The organism is Serratia sp. 22264 (assembly GCF_052045345.1).
GTDB lineage: Bacteria > Pseudomonadota > Gammaproteobacteria > Enterobacterales > Enterobacteriaceae > Serratia > Serratia plymuthica.
In genome coordinates, this window is sequence record NZ_JBQEOY010000001.1 from 1251060 (window position 1) to 1265689 (window position 14630).

The window sequence follows — 14630 nt, forward strand, 5'->3', positions numbered from 1 at the left end:
GATTTAACCTTTGAAGATTAACTTCGAGTTGGCGGCGTTGCGAAAACGCAGTTGCTCAATCCCGATTTGCGTATGGTTGGCGGCCTCGCGTGCGGCCAGTATGGTGCCATGGTGCGGCGATTTAGAGCACACCGGGTCGGCATTTTGGGCGTCGCCGGTCAGCATGAACGCCTGGCAGCGACAACCGCCGTAATCTTTCTCTTTCTCGGAGCAGGAACGGCACGGTTCCGGCATCCAGTCATAGCCCCGATAGCGATTAAAACCAAAGGAGTGATACCAGATGTGTTGCAAGTCATGCTCCAGCACCGAAGGGAATTTCACCGGCAATTGACGCGCACTGTGGCAGGGCAACGCCATGCCTTCCGGCGTCACGCTCAGAAAGATCGCGCCCCAGCCGCCCATACACCCTTTAGGCCGTTCTTCGTAATAATCGGGCGTGACGAACAGCAAGTTCGCCAGGTTACCGCTGTCGCGCATTTTTTCGCGGTAGCGCTTCACCACCTCTTCCGCATGCGCGATTTGTTCGCGAGTCGGCAGCAGGCCTTCGCGGTTTAGTTGCGCCCAGCCATAGAACTGACAGGTCGCCAGTTCCACATCGTCGGCTTCCAGTTGAATGGCCAGCTCGATGATGCGGTCTATTTGATCGATATTGTGGCGATGCAGCACGAAGTTGAGCACCATCGGGTAGCCGAGTGCCTTAACCGCTTTCGCCATCGCCAGTTTTTGCTGGAATGCCTTGGCGGATCCCGCCAGTGCAGCATTCAGCGTTTCATCGCTGGCTTGAAAACTGATCTGGATATGGTCCAGACCGGCATCCGCGAAGGTTTGCAGTTTTTTCTCGGTCAGCCCGATGCCGGAGGTGATCAGGTTGGTGTAAAAGCCCAGATCGCGCGCGGCGGCGATCAGCTCGGGCAAATCCTTGCGCACCAACGGCTCACCACCGGAAAAGCCCAGTTGAACGCTGCCCATAGCCCGAGCCTGACGGAATACGTCTATCCACTGTTCGGTGGTCAGCTCTTGCTCCTGGGCGGCAAAATCGAGCGGATTAGAACAGTAGGGGCATTGCAGCGGGCAACGGTAAGTCAGTTCCGCCAACAGCCAGAGCGGGGGATTCACCGCAGGGGCGGCGGTTATATCAGTCACGGAAAATCACCCATTTTTGCGCATAAGCGCGTTGGAAAAACTCGACTACGTCGTCCGCCAACCCCTGCGCCTCCGGGAAACGGGCATTCAGTTGGTCGATGATGTCATTCAGCGTCGACTTGCCATCGACCAATTGCAAAATGAGTGCTGCGCTTTCGTTCAGTTTAGCCATGCCCTCCGGATAGAGGATGACATGGCTATTTTGCACTTCTTCCCATTGCAGGCGATAACCGCGCCGGAATAACGGGGTTTGCTCTCGGTTCAGCGTCATTACACCAACCTCCGGTTGTGCCACACCCGCGCGTCGGTCACGCAGTGATAAGGCTGCCTGTTAAGGGTATAAGCCATGCTCATGGCATCCAACATGCTCCAGAGGATATCCAGTTTGAACTGCAGGATCTCCAGCATGCGTTGTTGTTTCTCCACGGTATCGCAATAATCCAGCGCCAGCGTCAACCCGTGCTCAACGTCGCGGTTGGCTTGCCCCAAACGGCTGCGGAAGTAATCGTAACCTTCCTCATCAATCCACGGATAATGCTGCGGCCAGCTATCAAGGCGCGACTGGTGGATTTGCGGCGCAAACAGTTCGGTCAGCGAACTGCATGCCGCTTCTTGCCAACATGCGCGGCGAGCGAAGTTGACGTAGGCATCCACCGCGAAGCGCACGCCCGGCAACACCAATTCCTCAGACAGCAGGATGTCGCGCTCAAGGCCCACCGCCTCGCCGAGGCGCAGCCAGGCTTCAATGCCGCCTTCGCTACCGCCGTATCCGTCGTGATCGAGAATGCGCTGCACCCATTTGCGCCGCGTTTGCGGTTGCGGGCAGTTGGCCATGATCGCCGCATCCTTGATCGGAATGCTGGTCTGATAATAAAAGCGGTTAGCCACCCAGCCCTGGATCTGTTCCCGCGTCGCTTCACCGTTGTGCATCGCGATGTGATACGGGTGATGGATATGATAATAGGCACCTTTGGCGCGTAGCGCCGCTTCGAACGCCTGTGCCGAGAGTGGCTGTTGCTGTGTCATGGTACTCACCTACAGTTCAATGTTCATTCCGTCCCAACTCACTTCAATGCCGGCATCGGTCAGGCTTTGGCGCTCAGCGGAGTCTTCGTCAAGAATGGGATTGGTATTGTTAATGTGGATCAGGATCTTGCGCTTGGCCGGCAGGCTGCTGAGCAATGCCGCCAGCCCCTGTTCTTCCGCCAGCGCCAGATGCCCCATGTCTTTGCCGGTATTGTGGCCGACGCCGAGGCTAGCCAACTCATTGTCACGCCATAAAGTGCCGTCGATCAGCAGGCAATCTGCGCGCTGTAGCCAGGGGAGCAACGCCTCGTCCGGCTCGCCAAGGCCGGGGGCGTAGAGCAGGCTGGTGCCGCGCAGCGTATCTTCAATAAACAAGGCGACATTGTGGCCTGGCAGCGGGCGATTGCGATAGCGAGAATAAGGCGGCGCATTGCTCAAGAGCGGTACTGCGGTGAAGCGGATCCCTGGGCAAACCGCCGTCTGGAACGATGCCAGCGGAACGACAGGGTGATGGATCAGGCCGCCGTTCCAATGAGAAAGCATGGTAAATACCGGGAAACCGGTGTTGAGATCGTCGTGAACTTCAGGAGTGCACCAAACGTGGTGTGGGCAACCTTCACGTAAACTGAGTAAGCCCGCACTGTGATCGATTTGGCTATCGGTCAGGATAATGGCGCCGATGCCGGTGCCGCGAAGCACGTTGGGGTTATTCAATTCAGGCGCAGCAAGCAGTTGTTGGCAAATATCGGGAGAGGCGTTGCACAGCACCCAGTTTTTACCGTCGTCGCTGATGGCAATCGAGGATTGCGTCCGGGGCGAGGCGTTGAGCGTCTTGTTGCGTACCCCCTGACAGTTTTTGCAGTTGCAGTTCCATTGTGGAAAACCGCCGCCCGCTGCAGAGCCGAGAACTTTAATCTGCATGTATTGACCAGGAAAAGAGGAAAAGAAGTGCCCGCTCCGGGGGAACGGGCAGACGGGGCGATTAACGGTTGGAAATGTACAGTGTTACTTCCAGCCCCAGACGCAGATCAACAAATTCGGGTTTGGTCCAAGTTGTCATAGCGGTACTCCTGTTGTGTGAATCAAGATGGGACAAGTCAGGTAACAAAATCGATCTCACCCGACGCGGCCCAGATGTTGATGAAATATGATGAAATTCGCAACCTTATAAAGGTAAGTTTTTTTATTCGCCCCACGAAGCGCTCAAGGTTCTGAGCCAATTGCGCCAGGCCAATTTCTCCAATAACCGGTCGTCAAACCCAGCCTGCGACAATGCTTGCATCAGGTGCGGTAAACCGCTTACGTCACCAAGCTGTTGCGGAATGTTCACCCCATCGAAGTCAGAACCGAATCCAACGTGGTCTTCTCCAAGTTTAGCGATCAAAAACTCAATGTGTTTAACAATTTCTGTCAAAGGAGTCGTTGCACTGTCACGTTTTCCGTCGGCGCGAAGAAACGCAGTGCCGAAATTAATCCCAACGAAACCATTGCTTTGCGCGATAGTTTCCAATTGTTCATCGGTCAAATTACGGGGTTGCGGGCACAATGTATGGGCATTCGAGTGAGTGGCGACCAGAGGGGCGTTGCTGAGCGCGGCCGTGTCCCAAAATGCTTTTTCATTCATGTGCGAAACGTCGATCATGATACGGCGCTGATTGCAGGCATAGATGAGTGCTTTACCTGCCTGCGTTAAACCCGCACCACTGTCCGGGGAGCCGGGAAATGGCCCGGTGACGCCTTCGCCGAACGCATTGGGTAGATTCCAGAAAGGCCCTATGCTGCGCACACCTAAATCATAAAACCGATCGAGGCGCGTCAGTTCTGCATCCAGAGCGCCGGCACCTTCGATATGCAGCACTGCGGCAATGAGCTGATGGCGCTGGCAATATTCTATCTCACTGACCGTGCGGCATATTCGTAACCGGCCTTCGGATGCTTGTTCCAACTGATACATTATGGCGATCTGCGCTTCGGTGATCGCCAACGGATCATGGCTGGCGAGGGCTTGCTCTTCGGTCTGGTTACGCATCTGCGCGACATAGCTCGCCGGGGGGATGAATACCGCAAATAACCCGCCGAAAAATCCGCCGCGTTTCATGCGCGCAAAGTCCAGATGACCGTTTTCCACCCTGGAGTAAAAGGCGGCAACGGGATCGTCGGGGTGTTCCAGCCAAAGCTTGAGCAGCAAATCGTTATGGCCGTCAAAAACAGGCAAGGGGGATAAGAGTGTCATGAGTTCCACTGTAAAAATGGCCGGCATGAGGCGGCGACAGGATTATGCGAGCCATACTATCGCGCCGGGGAGCGACTGGGTAGCCTCGTCTGACCGCCGAATGGCGGACGGGCTTCTCGCCGTTTATCTCAGAACGGTAGGGGAATAGTGCCAATGAAGAAGATATTTGCAGCGGTTAAAGCGATTTTTAATGCTATTTAGCCGGCGCTATGACCAATTGATTATTTATAGGCAGTTGCGGCATTGTTCTGCCGTTATTTTTTCCGGCAAGCGTGGATCTTTCCGTTAATGATTCCCGACATATTCCTCATGTTTACTGCTCTAAATAGCTGCGCCTGGTGCTACAGGTGAGGAGCATGCAGAGCGCCGACACGCCGTGAATCCGGCCATGGGGGCTCGTATCGCGCATCCATGCGCTCAACGGTCGGCTAACCTGCATGCACCCCACCTGTCTCAGGCTTGGGGTGTAGCGATATTCAACGCAGTTATTTAGGCGCTTGCCCGTTTAATGAATGTTCCGAGTGTCTTTTGCTCAACAGGCGATCGGCGTTGAGCCAACTCCCGCAATTACCGTTTACGCCCTCGGTGAAGCATTGATGGCCTGCCGTATCTGGCGCACGTCGCGGATAGGCGATACCGCGAATTGCCTTAGATATTCGCGGCTAAACTGTGAAGCGCTTTCGTAACCGACGAGAAAGGCCACCTCGGACGCGCGATGCTCGCCGGCAAGCAAGAGCTGGCGGGCTTCCTGCAATCTAAGCTGTTTCTGATACTGGACAGGACTGAGACCCGTCATCGACAGAAAATGGCGATGCAGGCTGGCCCGGCTCATGCCGCTGACATCACACAACGCCTCGATGCGAAGCCGGATATTGTAATTGTCTCTGATCCAGGCAACGGCCCGGCGGATGCTACCCAGTGCGCCATCAGGCTGAGCAATCTGACGCAGAAGTTGCCCCTGAGGCCCCTGCAAGAGACGATAAAGCAATTCCCGTTCGAGCAGGGGGCCAAGAATCGGGATATCGTCAGGCGTGTCGAGCAATGATAATAAGCGGAGCAAGGTGTCGCGGAGCGGAGCGGTCATCGGATTTATCGCGATGCCAATCCCTTTTTGTTCGCGCTCGCGAACCGGCGGCATGGTCGCCGCTAATTCCGCCAGTATGGCCGGGTCCAACACAAGCGAGAGCGCAACGTAGGGTTGCCCGTCTTCAGCATCAAGAATTTGCCCGATCAAAGGCAGGTCAAGGGCGCTGATGAGATATTGTTCACTGTCGTAGCTCAGAAGATTGTCGTGGATCGCTACGCGCTTAGAGCCTTGCAGGATGAAGCAGATCATCGAGCGATACAGGCATGGCGCCTTGTCTGTAGAACCTTGCCCGACGCAGAGGTCTACACGCGGGATCCGTGTTGGGGTCAAGCCCGGTGGCGCATGGCGCAGGGCGATATCAAGATGCGGTGCAAGCTCATTTTTCATCCGTCGATTATACCCACCATCCTTCCCCCCCGTAAAATGATTGAGACAATCAGGCAATAAACTGAGCTTATCAGGCGTAGGTTACACACCGGTCATTGCCTATCATGAGCAGGTCAAGCAGGCACCGCAAGGTGCGCCCAATTAACCTATACGAGACAGCCCATGACCAACCCGATTGCACTCATCACCGGCGCCAGCCGTGGCCTTGGCCGCAACATGGCTCTTCACCTCGCCAAGCGCGGCGTACGCATTATCGGCACCTATCGCAGCGGCGCCGCAGAAGCCCAGGCGCTGAAACAGGAGATCGAAGCACAGGGTGGCAAGGCCGCGATGCTGCCGCTCGACATCACCGATACCGCCAGTTATCCGGCTTTTTCAAACGCCGTGACTGAAACGCTGAGGGCCGACTTCGGCCGCGAACGCTTCGACTTCCTCGTCAACAATGCCGGCAATGGACTCTTTTCAAACTTTGTTGACGCCACCGAGGAGCAATTTGCCTCTCTGGTCGCCACGCACCTTCGCGGGCCGATTTTTCTGACTCAGAAGCTGTTACCGCTCGTGGAAGACGGCGGCCGGATCCTGAACGTTTCGTCCGGCTTCGTGCGCTTTACTTTGCCGGGGTACAGCGTTTATGCGGCGGTGAAGGCGGCAGTAGAGGTTCTGACCCGTTACATGGCCGTAGAACTTGGTGCGCGCCAAATTCGGGTGAATGCGATTGCCCCTGGCGCCATCGCTACCGATTTTGGCGGTGGTGCGGTGCGCGACAACAAGGATGTGAACGCCTGGGTTGCTCAGGGGATCGCGCTGGGTCGTGTCGGTTTACCGGACGACGTAGGCGGTGCGGTAGCCGCCATTCTGTCCGATGACATGGCATGGGCTAACGGGACGACCTTCGACATTTCGGGCGGGCAGTTACTGTAATCACAGCCAGCCGCATTCATTCCATTCTGCCATTGAACATAGGGAGAATGCGGCCATTTGCGAATATCGCCACGAAGCGCAGGCTGGAGCCAGCCTGTATTCCAAAGCGCCCCCTCCCGCGCGCAACAACGCGCCTGGGGATGCGCAGGTTTTCTCTAAATCCGATTTATTAAACAAAGCCTCACTCTCTGTAAAAAAGCTTGGCGCAGATATATTCCGTTTTCCGATGGGTCTGTATAACTAAGGCCTGGACGATTTATAGCCTTAATTTTTTTCATCGAGGGGGAAGCGTGAAGTTTCCGACAATAGCCTTTATTATTGCCGTCATTTTTTGCCCACCGGCGGTTTTTGCCAGCCAAACTCAGCCGATATCCTGGGTTTCCTGCAAAAACAGTTCGTTTAATCAATGGTTCGACGGGGGAGAGATCCCTGCGCGGCTGCAATGCGGCTATGTTGAAGCGCCTTTATCCTACGGCGGCAGTAGCCATGAAAAAGTCAAACTGGCAGTCACACGCTTGCCTGCGACCGGTGAGAAGCGGGGCAGCGTGCTGTCTATTCCCGGCGGGCCGGGGCTGCCTGGGATTCAGGTGCCTATCGAAACGGAAGAACTCAATGAAAGTTTCGATGTAATCGGTTATGACCCACGAGGCGTCGGGCAATCCCGGCCAAAAATTACATGTTCCACTCAGCCGGACAACAATGCCGATAATGCGCTTAATACCGCAGAGGCCGAAAAAGTGGGCCGGACCTGGTTGGAAGGCTGTATTAATCGCACGACGCTCAATGTCCTGAAACACCTGGGTACGGATGAGGCGGTCAATGATGTGGACATTATCAGAGCCGCTTTGGGTGAAGATAAACTGAATGCTATCGCCTTTTCATACGGAACTCAGGTAGCGGCAATCTACGCAGAGCGTTTCCCGAAAAATATAAGGGCCCTGGTATTCGACGGCGTGATGGACATCTCGGACGATGCGTTCAGCAGCGATTACAAACAGGCATTGTCCTTCCAGCATTCATTCGAACGTTTTGCCGCCTATTGTGAAGAAGAACAGCAGTGCCAATTAACTAAAGCCCATGCCACGGCGAACTATCACGCGTTGCTGGAAAAAGTAGATAACCTGGCGCTGAGGGATGAAAATGGCAATGATATAGGCTCGGATGCCATTATTAGTGCGACCCAAAAAACGCTTTATTCTTCAGAAAATTGGCCGGACCTGGCCAAATTGCTGCGCTCAATCGATAGCGACAAGTTTGATTACCAGGCTCTGGCCGTTTTGGATAAAACCGCCGATCAGGCTACGGAGGCAGAACAAAACGCACGCCCTAAAGCGGTAAATCCCTCCAAACCCCGTAACCAGGCAGACAGCAGCGCTGATGTGGGCGTGGCAAGCGCCGCCGACGAAGAGGCCGATAATTTAACCCTGATCGGCTGCATAGATTCGGCCAATCCGGGTGGAAATCTTGAACAGAGCCGGCTCAAAGAGCAGAAGTTAGCGGATGCATCCCCTTTCAGTAACTATCCGGTAAAGACGCAGTCTCCACGCAATGTCTGCGACCTCTGGCCATTTAAAGGCACGATGCCGGCACATACTCCCGTAGTGTCTGCCGAATTGCCGCCTTTGTTATTTGTTGCACAACTTTATGATCCCGCTACCCCTTATGAGGGGGCCAAACGGATGGCGACATTTTTTCACAGCCCTTTGATTACGGTGAATGGCGACGGGCATACGATTGCGCTTTCCAACGTCAATCAATGCGTAGACGATGAAGTGATTGATTATTTTATTTCCCCTGAAAAAGTAAGGGCCAATAAAAAGTGTTAGCCTTGATGGATAATTAATAGACCGGTGAGCGCCAATATATTGTGTCTTCGATATTTCTGGCGCTTTTATCTTTGTATTTTCGGTTTCTTTAGTTACATAAGGTTAGAAATTCGAATTCATTACGTTAATATTCCCGCTCCACTATGCAGTGCTTCGATTGATTGGGCGTCATCGTTTTAATGCACTGCATAGTGGGCACTATTAAAGCAAAATGAATCAAACCAATAAAATCCCTTTATTATAATGGTTACGCTGCGTAATTATCCCAACCAACACTCCTCGTGGGTCTCTTTGCCCTAAACCGTTCAAGCTTGTATTACTCTATCCGACGTTTTACTCCGGCATAAGAAACGCATCACGGCATCTGTTTGCTTTTTCATGACTCCGGTGCCTGCCGCCGGCAGACGCTCAACACCAATTGCCGCAGCCAACGGTGGGCCGGATCCACTTCGGAGCGCGGATGCCACATTTGCGAGACGGTAATGCTCTGGGTTTTTACCGGCAGTTCAAAAGCGAAAAGTGCGGCGACAACCCCGTTCCCACTAACGGTGGGTTGATTGATAAGAAAAGAGGCGGGCACCAGCGCCACCAGGTCAGACGCCTGAGCCACCGCCAGCGCGGCGGGAAAACTCGGCACCACGGCGGCGATGTTCCGCTCCAGCCCCAACTCCGCCAGCGCCTGGTCCACCGGCCCGGCTACCCGCCCGCTGCGCGAGGCGACAACGTGCCCGCAGGCAACATAGCTCTCAAGGGTAACGTCAGGCTGTAGCGCCAGCGGATGTCCCTTCCTTGCCACCCCCACGAACCTGTCCCTGAATAGTGCCTGCAGGCGTATTTCCGGCCCCATGTCGCCCAACACGCCGATCTCGAGATCAACCAAGCCTTCTCGCAAAGGCTTTGAGCTTTTCTCGGGTTTTGGCGCAAAGCGCAGGCGCACCAAGGGTGCCGCCGCCGCTGCCGCCGCGATAAGCGCAGGACCAAAAGCCTCCACAAAGCCGTCATTGGTACGCAGGGTAAAGGTGCGTTCCAGCGTGGCCGGATCCAGCTCCGCGGCAGAAGGGCGGAGTACAGCGCGTGCCTCAAAGACGGTATTTTGCGTACGCTCGCGTATCTCTTCGGCATAAGGTGTCAGCACCATATTGCGCCCGGCGCGCACCAGTAAAGGATCGCCGGTTGCCGTGCGCAAGCGGCTGAGCGTGCGGCTCATGGCCGAGGCGCTTAACCCAAGACGCCGCGCTGCGCCGGCCACGCTGCCTTCGGCCAGTAACACGTCGAGGGCAATGAGCAGGTTGAGATCGGGATCAGTCATCATGCTTCGTATCCTGAACCAAAGAAAAAGGGAGAAGGCGTTCCGTGCAGGTTATCAATGCCAATGCTGCGTCTTCCGCCTTCTATTATATCCTACGCCAAGACCGCTTCCGTCTGTCGGATCTACATTATTCGGCAGACAAATATTGCCGTTTGAGGTTATCGTATTGGCGGCCCAAAATGCTCAATCAAGCATCTTCCTCGTCGTAAAGTGCTGCCGGCACTCTTCCTGATGGCTGATGAGGGCTGGGCGGTGGCCTATTCTAAAACCCTGAAGAATGCCGCCATCATGCCGGCGGACAAGAGCCTCTCCATGCCTTACTTCCTCGGGGCTTGTTTCCCTTTTTATCCCGTTTGGGTGGGATTTTCGGTGCTGGGGTGCCTGGTTGGCCCAATATTGGGAAATGTAGAAGAGTATGGTTTCGCGATGGCTTTTCCCGCCACGTTTATTGTCCTTCTTCGGGGAATGTGGAAAGGATATCGGGCTGCCCGCCCCTGGTTGGTCAGCCTGGCGGTTGCCGCGGCGGTGTATCTTGTCATTCCGGGCCATGCCTACGTGCTTGCAGGAACGTTCAGCGGGTTATTGGCGGCATGGTTCTGGGGAGATAAAAATCAATGAGCTGGGCTGCCTGTTTAACCATCGCCGGGATGGCGTTAGTGACCTATCTGAGCCGGATACTGGGGTATCTTGTCTTGAGAAATCGCCACCTCAGCCCCCGAGCAAGAAGCGTCATGGAAAGTGCGCCCGGATGCGTAATGGTGTCAGCCATCTCACCTTACTTTGTGTCGTCCAATCCGGCAGAAATCATCGCCATGTTTATCGCGATAGGCTGCGCTATTCGGTTTTCGATGCTGCCGACGCTGATTATTTCCATAGCCTCACTGGGCATGTTGCAGATAGTGCTTAGCTGATGGTCAGGTTTCTCGGGCCATCGTCGAGGGGAGATACCTTCTGCGATCGCAATAAAAAAGCCGATAACAGAATGCTATCGGCTTTTAACGGCAAACCGGGTTTAAGCGGTCGGCAACTGCTGCGCAGTGGTTTCCACCAGCGCCAGCAACACTTTAATGTCTTCCAGGCTGACGGTCGGGTTCAGTAACGTCATTTTCAGGCAGGTGACGCCATCAAACTCGGTAACGCCCACGTTGGCGCGGCCCGATTCCAGCAGAGCATCGCCAATCCGTTGGTTGAGCAATGCAATCGCCGCATCGCCGCTCGCCGCCAACTGTGGCGGGAGGTAACGGAACAGGACGCTGGCCAACTGCGGCTGCATAACCAGTTCCAGCGACGGTTGATCGCCGATGTAGTGCGCAACCTGCTGCGCCAGCGTAACGCCGTGATCGATGATCTCCGCGTACTGTTTTTGCCCCAGCGCTTCCAGACCCATCCACAGTTTCAACGCATCGAAACGGCGGGTGGTTTGCAGCGATTTGGACACCAGGTTCGGCACGCCTTGCGCTTCGTCGAACTCGGAGTTCAGGTAGGCCGCCTGATAGCGCATCAGCTCATAGTGACGGGCTTCTTTCAACAAGAAGGCGCCGCAGCTGATGGTCTGGAAGAATTGCTTATGGAAGTCCAACGTAATGGAATCCACCAATTCAATGCCATCCAGATAATCGCGGTATTTCTCCGACAGCAACAATGCACCGCCCCAGGCTGCATCGACATGCACCCAGATCTGGTGTTTCGCCGCCAACTGCGCGATAGCGCGCAGGGGATCAATAGCACCGGCATCCGTGGTGCCTGCGGTCGCTACAATCGCCAGGATCTGCTCGCCATTGGCTTCGGCCTGCGCCACTTTTTCGGCTAAATCGTTCAGGTCCATACGCGCGAACCGATCGGTTTTCACCAGCGTGACGGATTGATAACCCAGACCCAGCAACGCCATGTTCTTTTGCACCGAGAAGTGGGCGTTTTCAGAACATAAGACTTTAATCTTTTTCAGGTTGCCGACCAGGCCATCCTGCTGGATAGAGTGCCCCTGGCGCGCAAAGAAGGCATCGCGCGCCAACATCAGGCCCATCAGGTTGCTCTGGGTACCACCGCTGGTGAACACCCCGGCATCGCCAGGTTGGTAACCCACCTGGGTGCGCAACCATTCGATCAATTTCATCTCGATGATGGTGGCGGATGGGCTTTGATCCCAGGAATCCATGCTTTGGTTGGTGGCGTTAATCAAGACCTCAGCGGCCTGGCTGACCACCAGGCTTGGGCAATGCAAATGCGCCACGCACTGCGGGTGGTGAACCGACAGGCTGTCTTTTAAAAAGTACTCAATCGCGCGTTCAATCGCGGCCTGGTTGCCCAGGCCCTGTGGATTGAAATCGAGCGTAATGCGTTCACGCAGTTCGGCAACGGTTTTCCCCTGATACATCTCAGGTTGTTGCAGCCACTGCACAACGGCCTGGCTACTCTGTGCAATCGCTTGCTGGTATGCCTCGGTGCTTTGCGCCGAGGCCGCCAGAATCGGGTTTAACTTGGACATCGCGGTCATTCACTCCACTCAGACGGGTTTGACGCCGGCCGCTAACAGGGCTTGTTCAAATTTATCCAGGAAAATACCCAACTCATCGTTGGTGATCAGCAGGGAAGGCAGCAGGCGCAGTACGCAACCATTGCGGCCACCGCGCTCCAGAATCAGCCCGGCTTCAAAGCATTTTTTCTGCAGCAATGCGGATAATTGGCCATCGGCAGGGTAGCAACCCATATGATCTTGCGCTTCGCCAGGTTTGACGATCTCAATACCAATCATCAAGCCCAGGCCACGCACGTGACCTATCACCGGATAACGCTTTTGCAGTTCGGCCAGTTTGGCTTTCAGCCATTCGCCCTGGGCTGCCACTTTTTCGGCAATCTGGTTGTCTTTAAGGTGCTGCAGGGTGGTCAGGCCGGTAGCCATCGCCAATTGGTTGCCGCGGAAGGTACCGGTATGGTGGCCAGGCTCCCAGGCGTCAAACTGCTTCTTGATGGCCAGTACGGCCAATGGCAAACCGCCGCCTACGGCTTTGGACATCACGATGATGTCCGGCTCAATGCCTGCGTGCTCAAAGGCGAAGAATTTGCCCGTACGCGCAAAGCCGGCCTGAACTTCATCGATGATCAGCAAAATGCCGTGTTCCTGAGTGACTTTGCGAATGCGCTGCAACCACTCGGCCGGCGCCGGGTTAACGCCGCCTTCACCCTGAACGGCTTCCAGAATGACGGCCGCAGGTTTACGTACGCCGCTTTCGACGTCATTGATCAGGTTTTCGAAATAGTAGGTCAATGCCTTGACGCCAGCCTCGCCGCCAATGCCCAGCGGGCAGCGGTACAGGTGCGGGTAAGGCATAAACTGGACTTCCGGCATCATGCCGTTGATGGCTTCTTTCGGTGACAGGTTACCCGTTACCGCCAGCGCACCATGGGTCATGCCATGATAGCCGCCGGAGAAGCTGATCACGCCGGAGCGGCCAGTGTGTTTTTTTGCCAGTTTCAGTGCGGCTTCAACGGCGTCTGCGCCGGAAGGGCCGGTGAACTGCAGGCAATACTCTTTACCCTGGCCGGGTAACAAGGAGAGCAGATATTCGGAGAAACGATCTTTCAACGGCGTTGTCAGATCGAGAGTATGTAACGGCAAGCCGCTGGTAATGACATCTTGGATGCTTTTCAGCATGTCAGGGTGGTTGTGCCCAAGCGCCAAGGTTCCGGCGCCAGCCAGGCAGTCAAGATACTGATTATTCTCAACGTCTGTGATCCACACGCCCTCTGCTTTGGCAATGGCCAGTGGCAATTTGCGCGGATAACTCCTGACATTCGATTCAAATTCGGCCTGTCTCGCCAAATAGGTTTCATTGTTTCCGTTTAATGAATTCGCAACTAAAGTGTCAATACGGACTTTATCCGTCATCATATCTCTCCTACAACCGGGGGTATCAAAACGCCCTGGTTGAATTAATTGAATTTAAAAGTAAACCCGGTAAAAAATCGCGTACAATATATGGCTTTTTAGCCTGGGACTCAATAGCTTATTTCCCTTTGATTTTACTGATTTTTTTTAGCTTCAATCAATATGTTGCTGTTTTTATGACCGTTCATGGCTCCCCCCGGGTTGCACCTGCCGGCTAAAATGTTTGCTGACAACATTTAGACACGTTTTTTATGTGGCGATAGACTGACCGACGGGGGATGGCTCGTCCGCCAGGCCGCGCCAGTCGCGACCTTAAGCAGAGGCGGTACGTGAATCAACAAATATCGAATAATTGCGGCCGTATTTTATTATCATGGTGAGTATGTACTCGGATGAATACCTAATTTTTATTTGAGGATCTTTGCAGGGAATTATCCCTGATGCTATATTAAAAAAGATTCACGACCCCAATGTTTTATCGAATATTCACATTTAAAGTCATTTCAATAAATATAAAGATCACGCTAATAGAGTTAAACATAAAAATATTAGCTTTCAGAGTGACTTTTATTTTTCTGCCGAATGCCGCCACGGAATAATTACGCCTTTTATTTTTCCTCGAAAAACAGGAGGCGCCGTTGTTTATTGTTTTTATGCGAGGCTTCTATGAGCTTAATTTATCGGGCGTTATTCTACGCCTTTGCGGTGATACTGTCCTTTTTTAGCAGCACTGCGGTTGTTGCGGGCCAGCTAATATTGAAAAACACCTCTTTATCGCCCATTACTTGCACGGTTGACGGTTGGACGGTCTC

The 14630-nt window shown here is 54.3% G+C and carries 14 protein-coding genes; 4 read left to right on the top strand and 10 right to left on the bottom strand.

The genetic code is table 11. The annotated features are described in order from the left end of the window. Positions 1-3: 3 nt before the first annotated feature. From pqqE to ACTJJ1_RS06080, 7 genes are all read right to left on the bottom strand, one after another. A complete protein-coding gene (gene pqqE, locus ACTJJ1_RS06050; RefSeq protein ID WP_004944482.1) occupies positions 4-1143 on the bottom strand; it encodes a pyrroloquinoline quinone biosynthesis protein PqqE in 1140 nt (379 codons plus the stop codon). Beyond that, positions 1136-1414, bottom strand: coding sequence for a pyrroloquinoline quinone biosynthesis peptide chaperone PqqD (pqqD, locus tag ACTJJ1_RS06055; protein WP_004944483.1), 279 nt, complete (start codon positions 1412-1414; stop codon positions 1136-1138). Before pqqD ends, pqqE begins: the two co-directional genes overlap by 8 nt. Next, on the bottom strand, positions 1414-2169 hold the full coding sequence (pqqC, locus tag ACTJJ1_RS06060; RefSeq protein WP_004944485.1) for a pyrroloquinoline-quinone synthase PqqC: 756 nt from the start codon (positions 2167-2169) through the stop codon (positions 1414-1416). Before pqqC ends, pqqD begins: the two co-directional genes overlap by 1 nt. 9 nt (positions 2170-2178) lie before the next feature. Next, entirely contained in the window at positions 2179-3090 is a 912-nt protein-coding gene (gene pqqB, locus ACTJJ1_RS06065) for a pyrroloquinoline quinone biosynthesis protein PqqB (protein ID WP_202290470.1), read from the bottom strand. A 61-nt stretch (positions 3091-3151) separates the two neighbouring features. Next, positions 3152-3229 carry a pyrroloquinoline quinone precursor peptide PqqA gene (pqqA, locus tag ACTJJ1_RS06070; protein ID WP_004937827.1) on the bottom strand — a complete coding sequence of 26 codons (78 nt, stop codon included), beginning with the start codon at positions 3227-3229 and terminating at the stop codon, positions 3152-3154. 123 nt (positions 3230-3352) lie between these two features. Further along, entirely contained in the window at positions 3353-4402 is a 1050-nt protein-coding gene (locus ACTJJ1_RS06075) for a dipeptidase (RefSeq protein ID WP_440832785.1), read from the bottom strand. 574 nt (positions 4403-4976) lie between these two features. Then, positions 4977-5876 (bottom strand): AraC family transcriptional regulator, encoded by a 900-nt coding sequence (locus ACTJJ1_RS06080; RefSeq protein WP_064798820.1) that lies wholly within the window; start codon positions 5874-5876, stop codon positions 4977-4979. A gap of 162 nt (positions 5877-6038) precedes the next feature. On the opposite strand from ACTJJ1_RS06080, the gene ACTJJ1_RS06085 reads away from it, so the two are divergent. After that, positions 6039-6797 carry an SDR family NAD(P)-dependent oxidoreductase gene (locus ACTJJ1_RS06085; protein WP_440832786.1) on the top strand — a complete coding sequence of 253 codons (759 nt, stop codon included), beginning with the start codon at positions 6039-6041 and terminating at the stop codon, positions 6795-6797. A gap of 290 nt (positions 6798-7087) precedes the next feature. Then, positions 7088-8623 (top strand): alpha/beta hydrolase, encoded by a 1536-nt coding sequence (locus ACTJJ1_RS06090; RefSeq protein WP_440832787.1) that lies wholly within the window; start codon positions 7088-7090, stop codon positions 8621-8623. A gap of 376 nt (positions 8624-8999) precedes the next feature. On the opposite strand, the gene ACTJJ1_RS06095 is transcribed toward ACTJJ1_RS06090, so the two are convergent. Next, positions 9000-9932, bottom strand: coding sequence for a LysR family transcriptional regulator (locus ACTJJ1_RS06095; protein ID WP_122288935.1), 933 nt, complete (start codon positions 9930-9932; stop codon positions 9000-9002). 186 nt (positions 9933-10118) lie between these two features. Here ACTJJ1_RS06095 and ACTJJ1_RS06100 point away from each other — a divergent pair, with 186 nt between their 5' ends. Both ACTJJ1_RS06100 and ACTJJ1_RS06105 read left to right on the top strand, forming a co-directional pair. Beyond that, positions 10119-10550, top strand: a complete 432-nt coding sequence (locus ACTJJ1_RS06100; protein ID WP_409442924.1) for an AzlC family ABC transporter permease — start codon at positions 10119-10121, stop codon at positions 10548-10550. Next, positions 10547-10843 carry an AzlD family protein gene (locus tag ACTJJ1_RS06105; RefSeq protein ID WP_041416943.1) on the top strand — a complete coding sequence of 99 codons (297 nt, stop codon included), beginning with the start codon at positions 10547-10549 and terminating at the stop codon, positions 10841-10843. Before ACTJJ1_RS06100 ends, ACTJJ1_RS06105 begins: the two co-directional genes overlap by 4 nt. A 101-nt stretch (positions 10844-10944) precedes the next feature. Here the strand turns inward: ACTJJ1_RS06105 and ACTJJ1_RS06110 are convergent, their stop codons facing one another. After that, positions 10945-12417 (bottom strand): pyridoxal phosphate-dependent decarboxylase family protein, encoded by a 1473-nt coding sequence (locus ACTJJ1_RS06110; protein WP_004944506.1) that lies wholly within the window; start codon positions 12415-12417, stop codon positions 10945-10947. A gap of 18 nt (positions 12418-12435) precedes the next feature. Continuing rightward, a complete protein-coding gene (locus tag ACTJJ1_RS06115) occupies positions 12436-13821 on the bottom strand; it encodes a diaminobutyrate--2-oxoglutarate transaminase (RefSeq protein WP_004944509.1) in 1386 nt (461 codons plus the stop codon). Positions 13822-14630: the final 809 nt, after the last annotated feature.

Coding starts and splice junctions, on each gene's coding strand:
- pqqD (WP_004944483.1), bottom strand. CDS start 1,414: ATGACGCTGAACCGAGAGCAAACCCCGTTATTCCGGCGCGGTTATCGC.
- pqqC (WP_004944485.1), bottom strand. CDS start 2,169: ATGACACAGCAACAGCCACTCTCGGCACAGGCGTTCGAAGCGGCGCTA.
- pqqB (WP_202290470.1), bottom strand. CDS start 3,090: ATGCAGATTAAAGTTCTCGGCTCTGCAGCGGGCGGCGGTTTTCCACAA.
- pqqA (WP_004937827.1), bottom strand. CDS start 3,229: ATGACAACTTGGACCAAACCCGAATTTGTTGATCTGCGTCTGGGGCTG.
- ACTJJ1_RS06075 (WP_440832785.1), bottom strand. CDS start 4,402: ATGACACTCTTATCCCCCTTGCCTGTTTTTGACGGCCATAACGATTTG.
- ACTJJ1_RS06080 (WP_064798820.1), bottom strand. CDS start 5,876: ATGAAAAATGAGCTTGCACCGCATCTTGATATCGCCCTGCGCCATGCG.
- ACTJJ1_RS06085 (WP_440832786.1), top strand. CDS start 6,039: ATGACCAACCCGATTGCACTCATCACCGGCGCCAGCCGTGGCCTTGGC.
- ACTJJ1_RS06095 (WP_122288935.1), bottom strand. CDS start 9,932: ATGACTGATCCCGATCTCAACCTGCTCATTGCCCTCGACGTGTTACTG.
- ACTJJ1_RS06105 (WP_041416943.1), top strand. CDS start 10,547: ATGAGCTGGGCTGCCTGTTTAACCATCGCCGGGATGGCGTTAGTGACC.
- ACTJJ1_RS06110 (WP_004944506.1), bottom strand. CDS start 12,417: ATGTCCAAGTTAAACCCGATTCTGGCGGCCTCGGCGCAAAGCACCGAG.
- ACTJJ1_RS06115 (WP_004944509.1), bottom strand. CDS start 13,821: ATGATGACGGATAAAGTCCGTATTGACACTTTAGTTGCGAATTCATTA.